The following is a 20,850-nucleotide window of genomic DNA, read 5'->3' as shown; positions in this document are numbered from 1 at the left end:
TTTGATCAATTGTTATAAAAAATCCAGGAAACTTTGACCACTATTTCCTGGATAGACTTGCTGAATCCATTAGAAAATACCTTGTACTTTGAGTAACTGCGCCGCATTTAAGCCCAAAATTTGTGCCTTCTCTTTATTCGAGAGTGGCGTACTTAAAATATGGGTAATTGGATCATCATTCCAAGGAATTGGCTGATCGGTACCAATCATGACTTGGCTTGCGCCGACTTCTGCCACTAAATGGCGTAAAGCTTCAGGAGTAAATACTAAAGAGTCAAAGTAAATTTGCTTCAGATAATCGGTTGGTTTTTTCTTAAGAACAATTTTAGGGTCGCAGTTGGTTGGTGAGATAAAACAAGTCACATCCATTCTAGGGGCGTAGGAACCTAAGAATCCACCACCGTGTGGGGCGAGTATTTTTAAATTCGGGAACTTGTCTAATGTGCCATCAAAGATTAAGTGTTCTAGGGCAATCGTTGTATCTAATGGATTACCAATCGTATTCGATAACCAACCATTCCCTTTGAAGCGATTCGCCAGTTGCGGAGTGCTCTGTGGGTGCATAAATAATACCGCGCCTAGTTCTTCAGCTTTGGCTAACACGGGCTCAAACATCGGGTGGGAGTAATCTGTTTCCAGCATCTTCGCTTGAATGGCAGCACCTTTCATGCCAGGCATTTTCATCAGTGCTTCCAACTGTTTGACTGCTAAGTCTGGGAATTGCATCGCAATGGAACCAAATGCCGCAAATCTACCCGGATGCGCCATGCACAAGGCAGCGAGATTTTCATTATTAATCCGACAAATTTCGGTCGCGACTTCTCTGGTTTTGTTATACCAAAAAACATTCACTGACAAAACCTGCATGTCAATGCCCATGGCGTCCATCGTATCTAAACGGTACTGAACTGCCTCACGATTGGACATCGGAATGTAATGTTGTGGACCACCTTTAACAGAAGCATTAATATTGGCGCCTTCACCAGCTAAAGCAACTGCTTCTGGAAAGAAACAATGGGCATGTGTATCAATGGTATTAATTCGTCTACCATCAATAAATGTAGGTTTGCGTTTATTGCCCATATTGGGATGGCGGTAATTATTTTTAGGATCATTCCCAGCGTCTTTGGTGATCGCAACTAAGCGTTTTTGCTCCTCAGTCAATGGATACTGTGCAAACGCACGGTCTAACATACCGCAAGAACAAAAAGCGATACCAGAAAATACTGAATTTTTAATAAAGGAACGTCTTGATGTCATGTTGTCTCCATGATAGTTATAGTTAGTAATACAAAAGATTTTTACTCAAACCATCTTAATCAATTCAAAGCAGGGCGATATAGGGGTTTTCACTCAGTAGAAAGAGTGTTAACTTAATCTTCTGGCATGATCATGCCGCCTTCAGGAACTTGTAAACGAATGGCATTCAGGATCATGGATACAAAACCAAAGTAACCTGCCGTTGCTAAGATATCTAACACGGTTACTTCACCAAAACGAGCCATCGCTTTATCAAAAGTTGGGTCGGTGATTTCCCCATCATTGAGTAGCTCGGTCACAAAATCAAACACAATCGTTTCATCCTCAGTGAGCCCCTGTGGACGCTGACGGTGGCCAATTGCAGCAATTTTCTCATCAGCAAAACCAAGCCCTTTCAGAATCATGCCATGCGCATGCCATTCATATCTGGCTTTAAAAAATCTGGCGACCATCAAAATCATCATTTCGCGCAGGGTGTCCGGCAAACTACTTTCAAAGCGAACGCTATCACCTAACTGACTGACTCGATCAGCGAGTTGTGGGTTACGGAGTAAAGCGCCAAATGGCCCACGAATCCCTTTACGAGGGCCGTTCACTAATTTGTCATAGACTACTTTTTGGGCTGGTGATAAAGCTTCTACTGGAAGATGTGGAAAGCGTGGTGTGGTATTCGTCATAGGGTGCTCATTCGTCTTTCATTTAGGATGGTTGAATATTTAATTTTTGTAAAATTTCTGAATATCTTTTGACGTCATCACGTAGTAACTTCGCCATCTGTTCTGGCGTCCCGCCATCAGATACATAACCTGCCACAGAATTACTCAGGGTTTGTTTTAATACGGGTTGTTGTAAAACGCGTGAGAATTCTTTATTTAATCGTTCTACAATATTTTTTGGTAAATTAGCTGGGCCAAAGAGTCCCATCCATGTACCCTGAAATACCATATCTTTGATTCCTACCTCGGCCATCGTTGGCACCTCTGGTAGCTCGGGCAAGCGTTTCTCGCCTGTAAAACCAATTGCACGGAGCTTGCCACTGCGAATAAATGGCATCACAATGCCTGGCGGCATAATCGCAACTTGCACTTCACCACTCACCAATGCATTCAGAGAAGGTGCGCTGCCTTTATAAGGCACATGCAACATATGCGTACCGGTCTTTTGATTAAACAGTTCACTGGCAATATGAATCGTATTCCCTATTCCAGGCGTACTATACGCAATCGTTTGATTGGATTTCTTTTCATAGGCAATGAATTCCGCTACCGTTTTTACGGGAAGTGACGGATGCACAACCATGACAAAGCCAACCCCTTGCATGATGCAGGTAATCGGCGTGAAATCTTTGAGCACATCATATTTCATCTCTTTATAGATACTAGGATTCAGTGCAAAAGAAGCAGTCACTGCAAGCAGGGTGTAGCCGTCAGGATTTGCTTTAGCAACCAAATCAGTACCAATCATGCCATTTGCCCCAGCACGATTATCAATTAAGATAGGTTGCCCTAAATTTTCTAGGAGCGCTTGACTAATGGGTCGCAAGGCGACGTCCAGAGTACCACCTGCAGCAAATGGCACAATTACTTTAATTGGTTGCGTTGGATACTTATTAGGATCAGCCTGGGCGCTGGCTTCGTTCATTAGTGGATAGCCGAGTGCTAAAGAGCTAGCACGTAGCACACTCCGTCGTAGTCGAAAGTTTGGCACTTATTGTCCCTCTGCTTCAACACCAATCGTAAATTTCCAACCCATGCTTTGTAGTTTTTCTACCATGCCTTGACCATATTTCTTAGCAATATTTTCAGCGGTTTGTGGTACACGATCAACGTCATCAAACTCTTCGCGCTTACCCTGAATGATGACCATCAAATGAGCATCTTCATTAGAACGATTAATAAAGCGTCTCGTCACACCTTTAGGCATCGCCACTAAATCCAAGTGCTCCAAAATAATCGACTCTTCACCAAAATCACCCCATTGAATTTCCCAACGACCAGTCAGGGCCATAAAGGTTTCTTCAGTGTTGTAATGGACATGTAAACCAGGACCTTGATTAGGTGGGCAAGTAGCAATTCCTAGACGAAACACACCAGCTTCACCGCCCGTTACAGCAGGCTTGGGCGACAACTGACCTGGCAACGGCCCAGGTGACATCACATTACGTGTGGTCTTCGCCATAATCATTTCTAACACTTCAGGCGGAATACCCTTTTCCTCTAAATGATGTTTTTTTACAGGCACGATTTCATTAAAACGTGCGATTTGTTTTTTCATTTCTTCTTGGGTTGGGGTCCATCTTTGCATGTTGTTATCTCCTTAAATTAAACTTTTTATTTTTTATTGATACTACATTTGATCCGTCTTCAAGCATCGATTCATTTTACTCAGCTGTAAAAAAGCCTTTCATCACTTGCACGCTTTCTCTCAGTGCATCCAAAGCTGGTTGCAAACTACCTGTCCACATTAAAAAACCATGTGGTAAGTTGGGAAAGGTTTTTACTTGAGGGTCAATCCCAATCGCTTTTAATTGATGCGCTAACTTATTGGTATCCGTAATGAGTGGATCATCCGCTCCCACCCCCTGCCAAATGGGTGGCAAGCCAGTAACACTGCCTAATAAGGGAGTGGCCTGTGCATCATCTAAAGGGGTATCTGGCCCTAAGTATTGTTGCCAAACCCACTGTGAATACTCCCGAGCTTCTGGTTTAAAACCACCCGCATTGTTATAAAACAAAATTAAACCAGCAAGTGCATCGTTATTTTGATCTCTTAAAGCTTGAGCAGCACTCAGGGCAATTGTGGCACCAGCAGACTCACCAAAGAGCACCGGCTTACCATGAATACCAAGACTCATTTGTTGTGATTTGAGGTACTCCAGCACCGCAATCACTTCATTGCGTTGGACGGGAAAGTGAAAATCAGGGGCGCGGCGATAATCAATCCCGCACACGACGCAACCACTTTCCAGCGCTAAGGTTCTCATTGTTCTTGCGTGCGAATCTAAGGATCCTGCCCAAAACCCTGCGCCCCGAATAAAAATCAAATACCGAGTAGGTTCCTTTGTTTGGGGATACACCAATCGAATTGGAATCTCGCCACTAGGCCCTGCAATCAATCGATCCTCAATTTTTGCAACTTCTGGCAAATCTTGATTCAGCGTTTGAAAATACTGTTCTTGTTGCTGCCTGGCCTGTTCTAACGGTTGGGTTAATGGATCCGCTGATTTGATACCTGACTGCGCTTGGGCATTTGCTGCCTCTTTATAGTGATTAAACATAAGTCTCCCTGATTTAAATCATGTCCTTGTTATTGCCTTTTTGACTTTAATTCGTAATGGTTTGCATCAGACTAAATAGGTTATTTTGCCCTTCAAATCCAATACCTGGCCGATCAGATAAATTAATTGATCCCTCTGTCACAATCGAATCATCCGCAAAACCTGCAAAAGCACCAAAGACATCGGGGTAAGCTTCGCAACCACCCAAACCAAATCCTGCAACGATGGCTAATGTCATCAAGTTGCCACCATGGGGGAACACTTGTGAACGTTGCCAGTTTCTTTCCGCCATCATGTCCAAGGTTCTTGAAAACTGAGTAATCCCGTAGGATTGGGGCACATCAATCTGGATAATATCTCGATCACTGCGCAAGCCACCAAACTGAATTAAGTTACGAATATCTTGAGTAGAGAACAAATTTTCTCCAGTCGCAATCGGGGCTTCATAAAAACCACTTAACTCAGACAATAACGCATAATCCAGAGGGTCTGTTGGCTCTTCTAACCAACGCAGACCATAAGGAGCTAATGCTTTTGCGTACGTCAACGCGCTTTCACGTTGCCAAGCCGCATTTGCATCAACGGCGATACTTTGCGGTGAGCCCATTACTTCGATAGCAGCGTCTAATCTAGCTAAGTCTTCCGCGAGTGGCGCACCACCCACCTTGACTTTCATGACCGTATAGCCCTCATCTTTACGACGTGAAATTTCGTCTTTTAACTCTGGAATGCCCTTACCCGGAGCATACCAACCGCCGCCTACATAACACGGCACTTTGGTCGGAATCTTGCCTTGATTAAAGCGTTCGGCGAGGACCACGTAAAGTGGCTTATCAGCCACCTTCGCGACTAGATCCCAAACTGCTACTTCAATCGTGCCAATCGGAACTGAGCGTTCAGAGTGTCCCCCTGGTTTTTCTCGGAGCATCATCCTTGCAAAGATTTTTGCAGGATCAAAATTACTACCGCTGGCATCCAGTAAATCATCTGGATTCGCACTTAAAATTCTAGGAATTAAGCGTGAGCGCATCTGCGCACCACAAGCATAGCGCCCAGTGGAATTAAAGGCATAACCAATCAACGGTTTACCATTACGAATCACATCTGAAATGACAGCAACGACTGAGGTAGTCATTTCACTAAAGTCAAATACCGAGTTACGTAAGGATGACTTTAACGGGATGGCAATTTCTTTTATATCTACAATCTTCATAACATTTTTTCTTAACTTAAAGGGTCGGATGAATACTTCAAAAAGCCTGGTCGTTTTTTTACTTCTTGATACCAGCGTTCGACATTCGGGAAACTTGGACGTTCAATCGGAATATTGAACCAGCGATAAGCCACGAGAGCAACAGGGATATCCGCCAGAGTAAATTGATCACAGGCCACAAATTTAAACTTGGTCAATTGATCTTCCAGAATGGTTAATACTTTAATCATTTGTTGACGTGCAGATTCGAGCTCTTGAGCATTCCGCTCTGCCTCAGGCGTTCTCACATAGCCCCAGAACAAGGTTCTCATCGGCGGCCAACAGACCGTGTTGTACCAATCGTGCCATTGCTCGATCTTCGCTTGAATTTGATTGTCATTAGGATAAAGTTGACCTAACGTTGTTTGTTTTTTAGCGAGATAACGCATGATTGTGTGAGACTCCCAAAGAATGAAGCCATTATCATCAATCATGGGCACTAGGCCATTGGGGTTTTTCTGCAAATACTCTGGTGTTTTGTTCACACCAAAATGCAAGCCAGCATCAATACGTTGAAAGGGAATCGCCAATTCTTCAAGAGTCCACAAGACTTTTTGAACGTTAATTGAGTTCAGACGACCCCAAAGGACTAGTTCATCCATTTTTATCTCCATATTTGTTATTTATACTAATATGATAGACCATGTAATGACATATTCACTATTTTTAGGAGCTCGAAATGAACTTTCTAGTGCGCCACTTTAAGAAAGTATTGCCACTCGTTTTTTTCCCATTCACCTTAGCGTTTAGTACAGGTGCATATAGTCAATCTAGCGCTGCTCCCTATCCCGAGAAAGTCGTCAGGATCATTGTGCCTTTTGCACCGGGTGGCCCCTCAGATATCATCGCACGTCTACTGGCTCAAAAATTATCTGAAAATTCAGGAAAATCATTTATCGTCGAAAACAAACCAGGTGGTGCGGCGAATATTGGCGCTGTACAAGTGGCAAAATCAGCTCCGGATGGATATACCCTGCTGCTCATGAGTAGTGCTTATGTGATCAATCCTTCCCTCTATGAAAATCCTGGCTTTCATCCATTAAAAGACTTTGCGCCAGTGGCACTCCCTGTAAGCTCGCCGAATGTCCTCGTTGCCAGTCCAGATTTTGCTGCGAAAAACTTTAAAGACTTCGTCGCTTATACAAAAACCAATCCCGGTAAAGTGGATTATGCGACACCAGGGAATGGTACCGGCCCTCACCTCAGTATGGAATTACTAAAGATTCGCGGCAACTTAGATATGAAACATATTCCTTATAACGGTGGTGGTCCAGCTTTACAAGCAGTCCTTGGTCATCAAGTTCCAGTTGGATTTTCGGCATTACCGCCAGCGATGGCTCAGATTAATGCAGGCAAGCTCATTGCTTTAGCGATTACCAGCAAGGCGCGCTTTGCGACGATTCCAAATGTACCAACCATTAATGAATCTGGTTTTCCTGACTTTGAAGGAGATACCCAGCAATTTATTTCCGCTCCAGCTGGAACGCCTAAAGCCATTGTGAATTACCTGAATCAGGAAATTACCAAAATTGTTCAAGAGCCAGTCATGCGAGAAAAACTAGTAGGCTTAGGCTACATTGTGCTTACGCCAACGCCTGAACAAACAACTCAGATTATTCAACAGGAAGTCGAGAAGTGGGCGAAGGTAGTTAAGGCTGGCAACATTAAACCAGATTAATCAGCACCTACTACGCTTTATCTGTTGACGAGACAGGTCTAAAGGTCACTAATGGAAAGAACTAAATATTTATAACAAGTATTTAGTTCTTCACCTGACTACTAATTTCACCCTGGTTCAACTGGACAATGAATCACACCTTCTTGCGTATGAATAATAAGTTGAATTTTTTCCTTGGCGCCTTACTCTTGCGCTTTAATGTTCAGCATTTTTAAGAGTTCAGAATATCTAGTTTGTTCGGAGTTTACATAGGTTTTGAAATGCTCTGGACTGTCGATTACAGGCTCTAAACCAATTTGCACAATACTGTCTTTCACGGATTTATTTTCAATCGCCAGTTGAATCAGTTGTTGAATTTTATTGACTGTATCTGGAGGTGTGCCAGCGGTTGTAAATAAGCCAAACCAACCCCCATCAATTTCAAAAGTAGGAAATCCTTGTTCTGCAACGGTAGGAACATCTGGCAAGAAAGATGCTCGTTTTAAGCCCGTGTAGGCGATGGCTTTAAACCTACCATCCTTAATATAGGGCAACACAGATGGTGGCGTTGTGATTAACACTTGAATTTGTTCCCCAAGTAGCGCTGTAGTCGCAGGGCCAGCACCCTTATAAGGAATATGGGTCATATCCAGCCCCATCTTCTGATTGAAATATTCGCTAGAAACATGCAAATGATTCCCATTGCCTGGACTTCCGTAAGAGACCTTATTTTTGGGGTCCTTGGCAAACTTCAAAAATTCACTCAGATTTTTATAAGATGATTTTGCATTAACAACCACCAGAAGTGCTTCGACACTACCAAGGTTCGTCACTGGAATTAAGTCCTTTTTTAAATCAAAAGGAAGCTTTTTGTAGTAACTAGGATTCACCACAATCGATGAAGAAGTAACTAAGAGCGTATAGCCATCGGGCTTTGCTTTGACAACTAAATCCGTACCGATAATTCCATTAGCGCCGGGATGGTTTTCAGTATAAAAAGACTGGTTCGTTTTTGCAGTCAATTCTTTTGCCAAAATCCGCGCTAAGGAATCGGGTGTTCCCGTTTCAAATGGCACAACCATTTTCACTGTTTTTGTGGGATAACTTTGCGACCAAGCAAATGGTGCTATCAAACAAAAGAGTAGGCTAGTTAAAAGTGTTTTCATCATGATCACTTCATTGACTCAGTTGATGGCGTTGGGATGACTTCTTTGGTAGCGCCCTTCCAGCCATGTTCACTAATATCTACGACGACACCATGAGGGTCAAAGTATTTCACTTCATAAAATCCGCCATCATGTCTCACATCGCCCATCCAATAGGTGGCGCCATTTTTTTCTAGTGATTTCCTGGTTTGACCAACATCATCGACCCAGAACCCCAAATGATGTAGCCCAACAAAGTTCGCACCCCGATCACCTGCTGAGGCGTCGTTTTTATACTTCAGTAAGGCCAAATTCATCGTGCCATCACTCAAATAAACGCCTTTTGCATTTTCCCAATCGGTGCCACCAACTCTTTTCATATCAAAGGTATTAATGTAGAACTCCGCAGCAGCTTCTGGATCCTCAACGGTAATCGTGATATGTCGAAGTTTGGCCATGTTTGTCTCCTATTTTATTTGAATGTATTATTTCAATCCATCTTACAACATCCCTTAGGTGATGTGTATTGGCGAGCATTAAATGGCAGGTTCATTGACTTATATCTGAAGAATGATTGCTGTCTTTAAAAAACCAAGTTCAAGTCAAACCATAAAGCCCACTAAGGTTTGACTTGATGGATTTTTTAAGGAAAGGATTTTGCAGTATTTAGAAAATAATGGTTATTTAAGTTGATCAGCGACTTTATCTAATGCAGCTTTTGCACAAGCTTCATCTTTATCACCGCCAGGTGCGCCAGAGATCCCTATCCCACCAATTGTTTCATCACCAAACTTAATGGGTAAACCACCTTGATTAGCAATCACATTACTAAGATGTATTAGGGGAAAGCTTGGGTCATTTTTTAAGCGAGTCACAATGTCGCCGGAAGGTACACGAAAGGTCCGCGCTGTATAAGCTTTTCTAAAACTGTTTTCAACTGTATGCATTCCAGTATCATCGCCACGCACTTGAACAATGATTTCTCCATTCCTGCCAACGACACTGACTGATATTACATAACCATTATTTTTACAAGTGGCGATTGCTGTCTGAGCCATTGTCATGGCAATGGAAGCAGTCATATCTTTATGGTTCAGAAGCTGAGCCTGCGAACTTGAAACGACCATTAAAGCCGCCAATGAAACGGTGGCTTGAGTAAGTAATTTTGAAACTTTTTTCATATTGATCTCCATTATGGTTATTTCTTTCATCCTAAGCTCCTAGGTGTCAGCCTACAAGAGGAGTAAACCCTGAGAAGCTGTTTTCAAAGCAATTGAATACAGTTTTATGAATCAACCGCTTTGGTACTTGCTTCAAAAGCAGCCACCGTATTTAAAATCTCCTGCGGCGAAATCAGGTAATCCGTTTTCTCTTCAATTGCCCGAGCAAACGCCTCTAGCTGAAATTGCAACGCATTTATTGGCGCAAACTCTTTCACAACTGCCTCTTTACCTGACATGCTCTGAATGCTTTGCAATGGACCTCTGGACTCGATATTGCCATGTTGACCGAATACATGTACTCGCCAAAATACCGGTGATGGTCTAGGTGAAGATAACAGTCCGGTTGCGCCAGATGCAAAATCCACCAGCAAGGCTAAAGTATCCATCGTGCCACCATCCATTTGACGATAAATACCTTCTACGGATTTGATAGGGCCCATGAGGTTGGTAAAGGCATCAACAATATGAATCCCAGTCGCCGTTAAGTTCCCACCTGGGACATTCTCCGGAAGATCACGCCAAGAAGTTTGGAAATTTTTTAGATTCTCATTGGTAAAGTTTCCCTCAATATGAATCAACTTACCAAGTTCACCTGATCTGACAACCTGCTGGACATGCTGCATCGAGGGCCAAAAACGTTTGTCATGTCCGACCCCCAATAAGACCTGATGCTCTTGGCAAACAGCTACTGCACGCTGGGCTTCCTCTAAATTCAAAGCCAGCGGCTTTTCACAAAAAACTGCTTTACCGGCTTTTGCTGCTGCAGTAATTTGTGGCAAGTGCAACAGGTGGGGTGTCGCTAAGACAATCATCTGGATCGATGGATCGAGCAAGACTTCGTTTGGGTCAGCAGTTACTACTAACTGCTTTTCCTGTGCAAAATCTAGATGTTTTTGAGGATTCGTGACGACTGCCTTTTGAAAGCGGACAACATCACTATGCTCAACCGCATTGACGAGATTTCTACCCCAACGACCTAAACCAAAAATAGCTGCATTGACCATTACGCTTTTCCCACAAAGCCAGTAATCGCCTCAATATTTTTGATCGCCGCCACATGATCCAGTAAACGTTGTGCAGTTTTAGACATCGCTAAATCAACTAACTTACCGTCAACAGTGGTACTAGCAACGCCACGCGTTAAGGCTTCTTGATAAGCGTTTACCACTCTAGAGTAATATTCGATTTGCGCAGCGGTTGGGGTATAAATATTATTAGCATCCTCAATTTGATTCGGATGAATCACAGTACGACCGCGATAGCCTAAACGCTTCGATAATTGTGTATCGCTCCTAAAACCCTCTGGGTCTTTCACATTGGCAAACACGCCGTCAAGTGGACAATCAAAATTTGCCGCTCTAGCAGACACTAAAGAAAATTGCCGCACAAACATCATTTCTGGGCCGGGACTCGTCCAAGTAGCACCAAGTGAGACATTCATATCACCATCTTCTCCACCACCATAAATCATGGTCTGAATCCGAGGGCTACTGGTCATAATGGCTCTTGAGTCAAGGACCCCACCAGCACTTTCCATCATCACAATTATGGGAGTTGATCCGACAGTAAGTCCACGACGAATCTCAAGACTTGCCATCAGCTTATCCACCGTATTTACATCCGCTAAGGAATCCATTTTAGGCACAATTAAGCCCGTCAGACCCGGCGCGCCGATGAGGGCATCTAAATCCTCATGCATAAATCCTGTAGATAAACCATTGACCCTGACCCAACTGCGGTCACCTTTTACCTTTGGCATGACATCTAGAGTCATTTGTCTGGCATTGTTTTTTTCGGGATCAGGAATCGTATCTTCTAAATCAAAAATAAAACCATCTGCTGGTAATGAATCTAATTTATTCAACATACGTTCTTGGTTTGCTGGAACAAAGAGGAGGCTGCGCCAAATTTTCATAGAGAATCTTTCTTTAATAATGGGTTTTCAATAAAATTAATGCTGCGGCTGATGCAATAACACGACACCCTGCTGCGCATAGGTTTGGATTTGGTCTGCGGTATAGCCGAGTTCTTGTAATATTTCTGCTGAATGCTCACCCAGACTAGGTGCGTGCAGTCTGATCGTTGGACTACCTTCCTCAAATAAAACAGGATTACGAACTGCTTTCATTTTGCCCATCACCGGATGCTCAATATCTACGGCCACCTTGCGATCAATAATATGTGGGTCTTCAAATACTTCCTTAATATTATTCATGCGAGCACATGGTACTCCCGCTTGCATTAAGAGCGCTTCTAATTCATCCGATGCCCTTCTAGACACTGCCGGTTCAACAATGGCTAATAGGTGCGCTTCATTTTCCTTACGTAGCACATAACTAGAAAAACGTTGATCCGTGAGGTGTTCACTTAATTCAAGGGCCACCATAAAGCGTCTAAATAACTCATCATTCGGCGTGCCGATTGCCAAGTATTCCTGATCAACCGTCTCAAATAACTGATAGGGTGTATTTAAACGATGTTGATTTCCCATTCGCTCAGGAACATCATTCGTGGCGAGGTAATAAGCCGTTTCCCAAGCAGCCGCTGCAATCGAAGCCTCAACTAAAGAGACATCGGCAACTTTACCGCCGCGCCCTTTTAAGACACTAATCAAACCACTTAAGGCTGCGTAGGTAGCAAACAGAGCACCAAAAATATCCGCTGTCTGAATCCCGGGACGCATCGGCATCTCCCCTGGCGCGCCAGTGACGGATAAGGTGCCAGAAAATGCTTCGACAATTAAATTCACGCCCGCACGCTTGCGATGGGGTCCTGTTTGACCAAAACCAGAAGCTGATACATACACAATGTTTGGATTAATTGCTTTTAAGTCCGCCGCACCTAGGCCTAATTTTTCTAAAACGCCAGGACGATTGTTTTCTAAAAAAACATCGGATTCTTTGACGAGTTTTTTTAAGATTTCAATCGCTTCTGCTTGCTTTAAATCTAAAACCAAACTTTTTTTATTACGGTTCAGCGCTGCAAAACTTGCGCTATGGCCATTGACCATCGGTGGCATGGCGCGGGTTTGATCGCCATTTTTTGGTCTTTCAACTTTTATCACCTCAGCACCCATATCGCCGAGTAACATCCCGCAAAAGGGTCCAGCAATAAAATTGCCGAGTTCGATAACTTTAATTCCTTCTAAAGGTAATGACATATTTTTTCTTTATAAATTATTCAGTAAATTTGATATTTGTTGCTAAACGCTTATTGAGTTCAATTTCATTGGCAATGACTTTTGAGAACTCTTCTGGGGTAGAACCAACCACCTCAAAACCTTGGTCAAAAAACGCTTTTTTAGTTTCAGGCTGTTCTAATACTTTGACAATTTCTAGCCGCATTTTGTTAACGATTTCTTTTGGCACACCCGCTGGGTACCAATAGCCGTAAAATGGAATATAGGCAAAATCTTTTAGTCCAGCTTCATCGGCAGTCGGTACATCAGGGAGTTCTGACCAGCGCTTTTTAGCAGTGATGGCTAATGCTTTAATTTTTCCGGCTTTAATATACGTGGAAAGACCGGTACCGGGGCCTAATACAAAGTCAATCCGGCCTGCCATAAGTTCTGTAATCGCTTGGCCGACGCCCTTAAATGGAATATGTTGCGTTTTAATGCCTGCACTCGTATTGAAATACTCACCGGCAAACTGCATGACATTGCCCACGCCACCTGAGCCAAAGTTATATTTATTAGGATTTGCTTTCGCATCAGCAATAAATTCTTGTAAATTTTTCGCTGGTAGGTCATTACGAACCGCAATAATGAAGCCAACACTATTAGCAATTTGCGTGATAGGTTGCAAATCTTTCACTGGGTCATAAGGTAGCGATTTACTCACAACCGGTAAACTCGCATGACTCGAGGAAGTGTTCAAAATGGTATAGCCATCCGCTGGTGATTTGGCAACAATATCTGTACCAATCGCCCCGCCAGCTCCTGGGCGGTTGTCAACAATCATCGTTTGGCCTAGAGCAGGCTGTAATTTCTGATCCAAGTATCGCCCAATAAAATCCATGGGCCCGCCAGCAACATAAGGTACTACTACTTTAATCGTTCGATTCGGAAAATCTTTAATAGCTTGGGCATTAGGCGTCGCATTAGACTGCGCATATGCCGCGTGTCCTGCCATGAGTAACATGGCTATGAGTAACTTCGATCTTGAAAAAGTGTGATTCACCATCATTTTTATGTCTCCAATTATTATATTTCTAAGGTTATCTCTTGGGTGCCTTGGTTCAATGCAAAGAGCGCTTTAATTTCTCATGAGTTTTTCTTCAAACCAGTTCCACATATCAGCCACCACGAGGGTTAAGTAATCTCTTTGGCAATGTTGCGACCCGCCTTCTTCCGCTGTATACACTCGGAAGGTTTTATCTTTCGAGCCACAAGCGTCAAATTGTTTTTGCGCATCCGCTAGTGGAATTTGTTCATCCTCCGCACCATGCACTAGTAAAAATGGACAAGTCATTTCTTGCATGACACCATCTAAAGTAAATGGCTTTAGGACTTCTAAAGATTGCTCTAAGGTGTCAACGCCTAAAATCCAATTAATGTGATGACCTGGCACCGATAAAGAGGTTTTAAACTGCGCTTCAATACGTCCTTTCCAGGTTTGATAGTAGTCCCACTGCGCTCCCCAGGCGATACAAGCTTTGTAACGTGTATCTTTCGCCGCACAGCGAGGGGCATAATAACCACCCAGACTAATCGCCACAATCCCAATTTTGTCGACATTCACATCGGCTCTAGTTTCTAAATAATCAATGCAAGCACTACCCGCTACCTCATAGTCATAACGTAAATATTTTTGTCTTAAACGAATGGCTTCACCCGTGCCAGGACCGTCCATAATCAGTACCGAGAATCCACGCTTGACTAAATCAGGCACCCCACGCATAAACTGTATTTCCTTGGTGACATCTAAGCCATCAAAATAGACAATACAAGGATTTTTCTCACGCTTACTATTTTGGGCATGAACAAAATAGCCGGGCAAACTACCATCTTCATAAGGAACTTCAACGATTTCAATTTGGTAATCTGTGTGTTTGATAAACTCTCTAAAACAATCAATACCACGTTGAAACACATCTAAAGCACGTGCGTCCTTAGGCGTTCTAAAACGCTCCGCCATATGATAATAATTAGCTGCGCGCTGATAAGCATGAGCGGCTGAAACCTGATAATTTTTACTGGCAAATTGTTCAGCATAGGCACGTACACCATCCGCCACTTCAGTTACCGCAGTAAACCAAGCTTCATCATCATCGGCAGATTTCCCTTTTAATTTGGTACCAATTTTATGTAACTCACCGATTTCAGAGCCACCATATGGTGCTGCGCTGAGCATATTAATAAAGGCGGCAGACCAGCGGTAATTGCCAGGAAAATACATAAAATATGGGGGATCTTTTTTTTCTGACATGTTCAGTTCCTAAAAAATAAATGGTTCATTCGTGAATATTGGCAACTTTTGCGAGTTCCGTATTTCTATTTAAATCTTGTTGTAAGAAATTTCTAAAACCATCTGGTGTTAAATTCCCGGGCTCATGCCCCTGACTTGTAAATAACTCTTGGTTTTCTTTGAGTGCCATCTTTTGGGATAAAACTTCATAGATTTTTTGTGTGATTGCCGTTGGTGTCCCCTTGGGGGCTAGGATACCGTTCCAGTTGTAGCTGGCATAATTTGGTAGGCCTTGCTCAGCGACTAAAGGTAAATCAGGCATTAAAGTAGAACGTTTCTCGGCAGTAGCACCAATCGCAACTAACTTACCTTGCTTTACATACGTCATGCAACCGGCCAATTGCGTAATCGCAATTTGGATATGACCGGCAATTAAATCATTCAGGTATTGTGAAGTGCCTTTATAAGGGATATGGTTCATACTAATACCCGCTTGATAGTTAAAGCGTTCCATCCCCAAATGACCAATCGTCCCAACACCAGGCGAGCCATAATTGACTTTGCCAGGATTTGCTTTAGCGTAGGCAATAAACTCTTTTACGTTCTTGGCAGGGACTGAAGGATGAACTGTCAAACAACTAGCAGTTCTAGCAATCAACATAATAGGTACAAAGTCCGTTAAGGTTTGATAAGGCATTTGTTGTTTAATGCCAGGCGCGACGGTCAATGGTCCTGGATTACCAGCGAGCAAGGTATATCCGTCAGCTGGACTCTTAGCGACTTTATCGGTTCCAGTAACCCCACCTGCTCCCGCGAGGTTTTCGACAATAAAGGCTTGACCTAGTGCATTACTGAGTTGTTCTGCAGCCCACCTAGCTTGCACATCAGTGGGCCCACCAGCTGTAAACGGTACAATAATTTTGACAGGTCGATTGGGATAATTCGAAGTTTGACTGGTGGTGCTAGTTGAGGAAACACTACTAGCAGGATTGAGGTTATTGGACTGCGCGAGAGCCGTATGCCAAATCCCCATGATGCCAAGCGCCATCACTAAACCTAGATAATTCGTCAAACGAGCATAGTGATGCTGATGATTCAGCCACTTTGAAAGCGTCTTTGGTTGGCATAATAAAGGCAGGTTCATCAAGGTATTTTTCTAAAGACGGTCTAGTCCAACTTAATGTTCGCTTGCTTCACGACTTTGACATACGTATCGACTTCACTTTTCATGAATTTGCCAAAATCTTCGGAGCTATTGCCAATTGGCGTAGCGAGTGCAAGGGCAAAGCGATCCTTGACCTCTTGGGATTGCAATGCTTTTGCGGCTGCTTGCTGCAACTTTGCCACGATCGGTTTTGGCGTTGCGGCAGGTGCTAATAAACTCCACCAAGCAACCGGTTTAAATTCTGGGTATCCAGCTTCAGTAAAGGTTGGAATTTCTGCCAGTACACCTTCTCCACGCTTCTCTAAGCCAACGGCAATCGCCTTGACTTGCTTGCTCTTAATAAATGGCATCGAGGAAGGAAGCGTATCAATGAAACAATCTACTTGACCACCAATCAAGTCAGTCATCGCTGGTGCACTCCCTTTGTAGGGAACATGAATCATCTTAATATTAGCAATGGTACTAAACCATTCTGTAACCAATTGGGCAAAACTACCGACGCCATAACTAGCAAAAGTGAGTGGTTTGTTAATTTTTTCTCTACTTTTTGCTAAAGCCACAAACTCTTCTAAGGTATTAACCCCTAATTTAGGATTAATTAAAAAAGCTAAATAGGTATCTGCAACTCGAGTGATTGGTGCAAAATCTTTCAGAGGATCGTAGGGAATTTTTGGGTTGAGTGCGTAGTTCGTCGCAATCGTACCGGTGGTGGCAAAAACAATCGTATATCCATCGGGTGCAGATTTCGCCACATGGTCCATGGCAATCATGCCTGATGCACCTGGTCGGTTATCAATAATGACTGGTTGGCCCAAAAACTCAGAGAATTTCTGCTCCAAAGGGCGGGCAATCGCATCCGATCCACCACCTGCCGCCGTGGTTACTACTAGGCGGACAGGTTTACTCGGAAAGTTCGTAATAGCATCTTGCGCAAATGAGAATGGAACCCAAAGGTACATCACCAACATCAATAATTGCTTCATGTTTTACTCACTTTCTTCGATCATGAAAAAACTGCGTTATTAAACTTTCGGAATAATTGGTAAGAACAAGAACGACTCATACTGACCACCGGTATGAATTGTGTTCGTACCCGTGTTGTAATCCGCATGGTAGTGCAAATAACCACTACTACCAATACCGTCCCTTGGCTGCACATCTAAACGTAATTGATGTCCCTTGGCAAAGACCATCGAAGTTGGCCAAATTTCTACTTGCACTTGGACAATTTCACCAGGTGTTAAACGTAAGCGTCGTTGATGGCGATGGTAGGGACGATAAGGCAATGATTTTTCAGTATCCAGCTCGCGATGCGAAACTCTCAACCAACCCTTGGCAACAGGTACGGGAGATCCTTGCTGACCTGTCTCTAAAAGCTCTTGACCATTTTCATCGAAATGACGAATGGTCAAAAAGAGATCCATATCTTCCGATGAGCTCGATACCCATAAGGTAGCGCTAAGTGGACCTGTAATTTCTACCTCTTCAGTCATCGGTGCGGTCACAAATGAAACCCCCATATCTGGCTTGATGCCGCCACCCATGACTTGGGAAGACGCGGCCGATGTTGATCCCATGGAGCCCATGCCGGTCGCGGCATAAGAACACTGCGCCTCAACGCTAGGGTTACTTGAGGCAATCGCCCCTTTGAGCGGGACCGCTGTTGGATTCACATTTTGTACATCAAGGTACCATTTGGTCCACTGGGTTCTAGCAATTGGCCATTCATTTTCATTCCGCCAGACAATCTTGTCGCCACCATGACGAATCGCTAACTTCACTGGTGGTTCGTCCATCACACCATTGTCAATCCCTTTGAGCCAATAATCTAGAAAGCGCATTTGATCGGCACGACCATCAGCGGTATAAAACGGATGGACGTGCGAGCCATTTTGCATTCTTAGTTTTTTATTTTTGTTAGGACTGAGCATATATGCTTCGGTATTGCCACGTAGATGCAGACCCATACCAGTCCAGTTACCTACCGAATAAAATGGCACTTTAATTTTTTCCCAATCCGCTTGAGCGCCACTCAGGGCACCAGTATCTAAGTTATTACCTAACCAATTCCCAAGCACATTCCGTTCCCAAGGGTTGGCCACCGTTTGCGATGCCCGTCCGAGTTGATGATGTAATAAATGCGCTGTAAACCAATTGGTCATAAACACGCTCAAAATACCGCCGTGATAGAGTCCGTCGCGATAAATATCTGCAAAGCCTTCCCAAGGGATAATCGCTTTGAGTGACGGTGGTTGTTGGTTGGCAACAAACCACTGATTAATCGCATAATAGGAGATCCCTAATAAGCCCACATTCCCATTACACCAAGGTTGCTGGGCAGCCCATTCAATCGCATCATAATAGTCAATTGATTCAGCCATTGACCAAGGATCACATTGACCCTGTGATTTTCCGGAGCCACGGCCATCGACGCGGACACTCACATAGCCTTCAGGAATCCAAATTTCAGGATTCACTGTTTCCCAATTCATAAATTCATTCCCCTTCTCTTCTAGAGTAGGCGGAGTCACCCACAATTTATCTTTTTGATAAGGGCCTAAATTTAGAATGGCTGGATATTTACCATCCCCTTTTGGGCGAAAAACATCTGCTTTTAACAAAGCGCCATCGCGCATCGTCACATCCACATTTTTTTCTAATAAAAAATGGGGGTGCTCTTGGATTTCGTATGCTGTACTTGAGTTCATAGGGTTCTTATTTCTTTGGAATAACAGGTAAAAGTAAGTAGGGTTTCATTTCATTAGAGAAATGTAGGGTATTTTTCCCACCAAACACATCAGCAGGACGATCTTTAGGGTTGCGATGTAAGAAAGGACCAACCCCTTTCATCGGGTAAGGCGCATGGGCAACACCAGCATCTGTACCGTCATATTCATAATCTTTACCACGTACATTTAAACCAAGTCGATAGCCAGCAGGAATCACGATACAAGTTGGCCAAATTTCCACATCTAATTCAACCGGTTGGTTTGGTGTCAGTGGCCAATCTTCATCATGGGTATGCCAAGGACGATAGGGCTTTGATTTATTTGGGTCAGTTTTGCGATGTGAAGCTCTTAACCAGCCCAAACCGATTGGTGTACGTGGGTCATTCGAACCAATAAATGCTACTTCAACCCCACTTGGATCATACAGACGTAAGGCTAAGAAAATATCTGCATCATTCGTCTGTGCTGATAGCCAAACCTTGGCAGCAACTGGACCCGTAATTTCGACATCTTGATCAAGTACTGGCGTTAAAAAGGTAATGCCATCACTCTGTGTATCGTAGGTCAGGGTGGTGGTTGCGGTTTGGCTGACTGGATTGATTTCCATCGAGGCCGGGTCGAGATAATAGGGCGTCCATTGCGTGCGAGCGAGTGGCCATTCATTTTCTGCACGTAACTCAAATTTTTCACCGGGTGAGCGAATATTAAGGGATACCTTCGGTTGATTTTCCCAACCAGAGTTTTCACCTTTTAAAAAGTGTGCAAAAAACTGTCTTTGTAAACCAGCCCCATAACGACTGTAAAAATGCGTGAAATGCGTATCACCATGAACTTCTAACCATTTTTGCGAACTGCCTGCTGCTAAATATCCTTCAAAGTTTCCACGCGTATGTAAACCTTGACCACCCCAGTTGGCGGCAGACAATAATGGCACATCAATTTTAGAAAAGTCGGGGGAGCGGTTCACATAAAACTCATCCATCCATTCATGATGTAGCGCTTGCATATCAGGATCAGCGCGATTTGCGGCTAGTTCTGCATCAGTGAGTGTTTCTGGTCCGCAGACTGTATCACCCGTAATAATATTTCTGGCGCCACGATCACCAACGCCATGTTGCACACTCACCACTTGCCTTGGGAACCAATCGCCCAAGAAGTCGCTCAAAATACCGCCATGGCGACATAGTTCACGGTAGAAATCTGAGGATCCTTCCCAAATACATAATGCGGCCAAGTGTTTTGGTTTAGTGGCTGCCACGGTCCACTGGTTCATCGCATAGTAAGAAATACCGTTTACGCCGACCTTACCATTGGACCAGTTCTGCGTACCAGCCCATTCAATACATTCATGAAAATCTTCAGTTTCGAGTGGCGACCAGCAATCAATCACGCCAGGAGATCTACCAGCACCCCTGGAATCAACGCGGACACAAGCATAGCCATCAGGTACCCAGACCTCAGGATCGACTAGTTCCCAGTTTTGGTAATTATTCGAAGTGTCTGTCAAGATTTCAGGTACCGCTTCTTCTAACCTGGACCACTGACTTTTATAACCAGTTCTGAAGTCAAGTCCCTTCGCATAAGGACCGTAAGTAATGATGACTGGATGCTTGCCATCACCAATCGGTCTAAAGACATCAGCTCTCAACACGGTGCCGTCTTTCATTAAAATCGGTGCGTCCCAGTCAATCTGCATCCCGTCACGTATCTCACTTTTCATCAAATTCATAAGTC

General features: G+C 43.7%; 20 protein-coding genes. 1 reads left to right on the top strand and 19 read right to left on the bottom strand.

The features are described 5' to 3' along the window. Positions 1–69 precede the first annotated feature (69 nt). The 7 genes from B8983_RS00615 to B8983_RS00585 all read right to left on the bottom strand — a co-directional run bounded on the left by B8983_RS00615 (position 70) and on the right by B8983_RS00585 (position 6,391). A complete protein-coding gene (locus B8983_RS00615) occupies positions 70–1,260 on the bottom strand; it encodes an amidohydrolase family protein (protein WP_084281922.1) in 1,191 nt (396 codons plus the stop codon). 113 nt (positions 1,261–1,373) lie between these two features. After that, positions 1,374–1,937 (bottom strand): carboxymuconolactone decarboxylase family protein, encoded by a 564-nt coding sequence (locus B8983_RS00610; protein WP_084281921.1) that lies wholly within the window; start codon positions 1,935–1,937, stop codon positions 1,374–1,376. Between the two features lie 22 nt (positions 1,938–1,959). Continuing rightward, complete coding sequence (locus B8983_RS00605) at positions 1,960–2,967, bottom strand: Bug family tripartite tricarboxylate transporter substrate binding protein (protein ID WP_084281920.1); 1,008 nt, start codon at positions 2,965–2,967, stop codon at positions 1,960–1,962. Further along, complete coding sequence (locus tag B8983_RS00600) at positions 2,968–3,564, bottom strand: cupin domain-containing protein (protein ID WP_084281919.1); 597 nt, start codon at positions 3,562–3,564, stop codon at positions 2,968–2,970. Positions 3,565–3,640: 76 nt separating this feature from the next. After that, positions 3,641–4,537, bottom strand: a complete 897-nt coding sequence (locus tag B8983_RS00595; protein WP_084281918.1) for an alpha/beta hydrolase — start codon at positions 4,535–4,537, stop codon at positions 3,641–3,643. Between the two features lie 46 nt (positions 4,538–4,583). Beyond that, positions 4,584–5,750, bottom strand: coding sequence for an enolase C-terminal domain-like protein (locus tag B8983_RS00590; protein WP_084281917.1), 1,167 nt, complete (start codon positions 5,748–5,750; stop codon positions 4,584–4,586). Positions 5,751–5,761: 11 nt separating this feature from the next. After that, complete coding sequence (locus B8983_RS00585; protein ID WP_159460771.1) at positions 5,762–6,391, bottom strand: glutathione S-transferase family protein; 630 nt, start codon at positions 6,389–6,391, stop codon at positions 5,762–5,764. 77 nt (positions 6,392–6,468) lie between these two features. On the opposite strand from B8983_RS00585, the gene B8983_RS00580 reads away from it, so the two are divergent. Beyond that, on the top strand, positions 6,469–7,467 hold the full coding sequence (locus B8983_RS00580) for a Bug family tripartite tricarboxylate transporter substrate binding protein (protein ID WP_084281915.1): 999 nt from the start codon (positions 6,469–6,471) through the stop codon (positions 7,465–7,467). A 182-nt stretch (positions 7,468–7,649) separates the two neighbouring features. Here B8983_RS00580 and B8983_RS00575 read toward each other — a convergent pair whose 3' ends face one another. The 12 genes from B8983_RS00575 to B8983_RS00520 all read right to left on the bottom strand — a co-directional run bounded on the left by B8983_RS00575 (position 7,650) and on the right by B8983_RS00520 (position 20,845). Further along, on the bottom strand, positions 7,650–8,615 hold the full coding sequence (locus B8983_RS00575) for a Bug family tripartite tricarboxylate transporter substrate binding protein (RefSeq protein WP_084281914.1): 966 nt from the start codon (positions 8,613–8,615) through the stop codon (positions 7,650–7,652). A gap of 2 nt (positions 8,616–8,617) precedes the next feature. After that, on the bottom strand, positions 8,618–9,049 hold the full coding sequence (locus tag B8983_RS00570) for a VOC family protein (protein ID WP_084281913.1): 432 nt from the start codon (positions 9,047–9,049) through the stop codon (positions 8,618–8,620). Between the two features lie 222 nt (positions 9,050–9,271). Further along, the gene (locus B8983_RS00565; RefSeq protein WP_200806850.1) at positions 9,272–9,772 is read right to left on the bottom strand and encodes a GlcG/HbpS family heme-binding protein; all 501 of its coding nucleotides are present in this window, start codon (positions 9,770–9,772) and stop codon (positions 9,272–9,274) included. A 104-nt stretch (positions 9,773–9,876) separates the two neighbouring features. After that, positions 9,877–10,818, bottom strand: a complete 942-nt coding sequence (locus B8983_RS00560) for a Gfo/Idh/MocA family protein (protein ID WP_084281912.1) — start codon at positions 10,816–10,818, stop codon at positions 9,877–9,879. Continuing rightward, positions 10,818–11,729, bottom strand: coding sequence for an HpcH/HpaI aldolase/citrate lyase family protein (locus tag B8983_RS00555; RefSeq protein WP_084281911.1), 912 nt, complete (start codon positions 11,727–11,729; stop codon positions 10,818–10,820). The genes B8983_RS00560 and B8983_RS00555 overlap by 1 nt, the downstream gene beginning before the upstream one ends. 36 nt (positions 11,730–11,765) lie before the next feature. Next, complete coding sequence (locus B8983_RS00550) at positions 11,766–12,974, bottom strand: CaiB/BaiF CoA transferase family protein (protein WP_084281910.1); 1,209 nt, start codon at positions 12,972–12,974, stop codon at positions 11,766–11,768. A 16-nt stretch (positions 12,975–12,990) separates the two neighbouring features. After that, positions 12,991–14,001 (bottom strand): Bug family tripartite tricarboxylate transporter substrate binding protein, encoded by a 1,011-nt coding sequence (locus B8983_RS00545; RefSeq protein WP_084281909.1) that lies wholly within the window; start codon positions 13,999–14,001, stop codon positions 12,991–12,993. A gap of 69 nt (positions 14,002–14,070) precedes the next feature. Beyond that, positions 14,071–15,243: an alpha/beta hydrolase family protein gene (locus B8983_RS00540; RefSeq protein WP_084281908.1), complete on the bottom strand. Its 1,173-nt coding sequence runs from the start codon at positions 15,241–15,243 to the stop codon at positions 14,071–14,073. A 25-nt stretch (positions 15,244–15,268) separates the two neighbouring features. Then, positions 15,269–16,366, bottom strand: a complete 1,098-nt coding sequence (locus B8983_RS00535; protein WP_084281907.1) for a Bug family tripartite tricarboxylate transporter substrate binding protein — start codon at positions 16,364–16,366, stop codon at positions 15,269–15,271. Between the two features lie 23 nt (positions 16,367–16,389). Next, positions 16,390–17,370 (bottom strand): Bug family tripartite tricarboxylate transporter substrate binding protein, encoded by a 981-nt coding sequence (locus tag B8983_RS00530; RefSeq protein ID WP_084281906.1) that lies wholly within the window; start codon positions 17,368–17,370, stop codon positions 16,390–16,392. A 39-nt stretch (positions 17,371–17,409) separates the two neighbouring features. Then, positions 17,410–19,095: a CocE/NonD family hydrolase gene (locus B8983_RS00525; protein WP_084281905.1), complete on the bottom strand. Its 1,686-nt coding sequence runs from the start codon at positions 19,093–19,095 to the stop codon at positions 17,410–17,412. 7 nt (positions 19,096–19,102) lie between these two features. Beyond that, positions 19,103–20,845, bottom strand: a complete 1,743-nt coding sequence (locus B8983_RS00520) for a CocE/NonD family hydrolase (RefSeq protein ID WP_234986830.1) — start codon at positions 20,843–20,845, stop codon at positions 19,103–19,105. Positions 20,846–20,850 lie beyond the last annotated feature (5 nt).

This window comes from Polynucleobacter kasalickyi, from assembly GCF_900176405.1.
In the GTDB taxonomy this organism is placed as follows: domain Bacteria; phylum Pseudomonadota; class Gammaproteobacteria; order Burkholderiales; family Burkholderiaceae; genus Polynucleobacter; species Polynucleobacter kasalickyi.
Note: the sequence above shows the minus strand (reverse complement) of the source record. Positions and strands in the feature narration are given on the sequence as shown.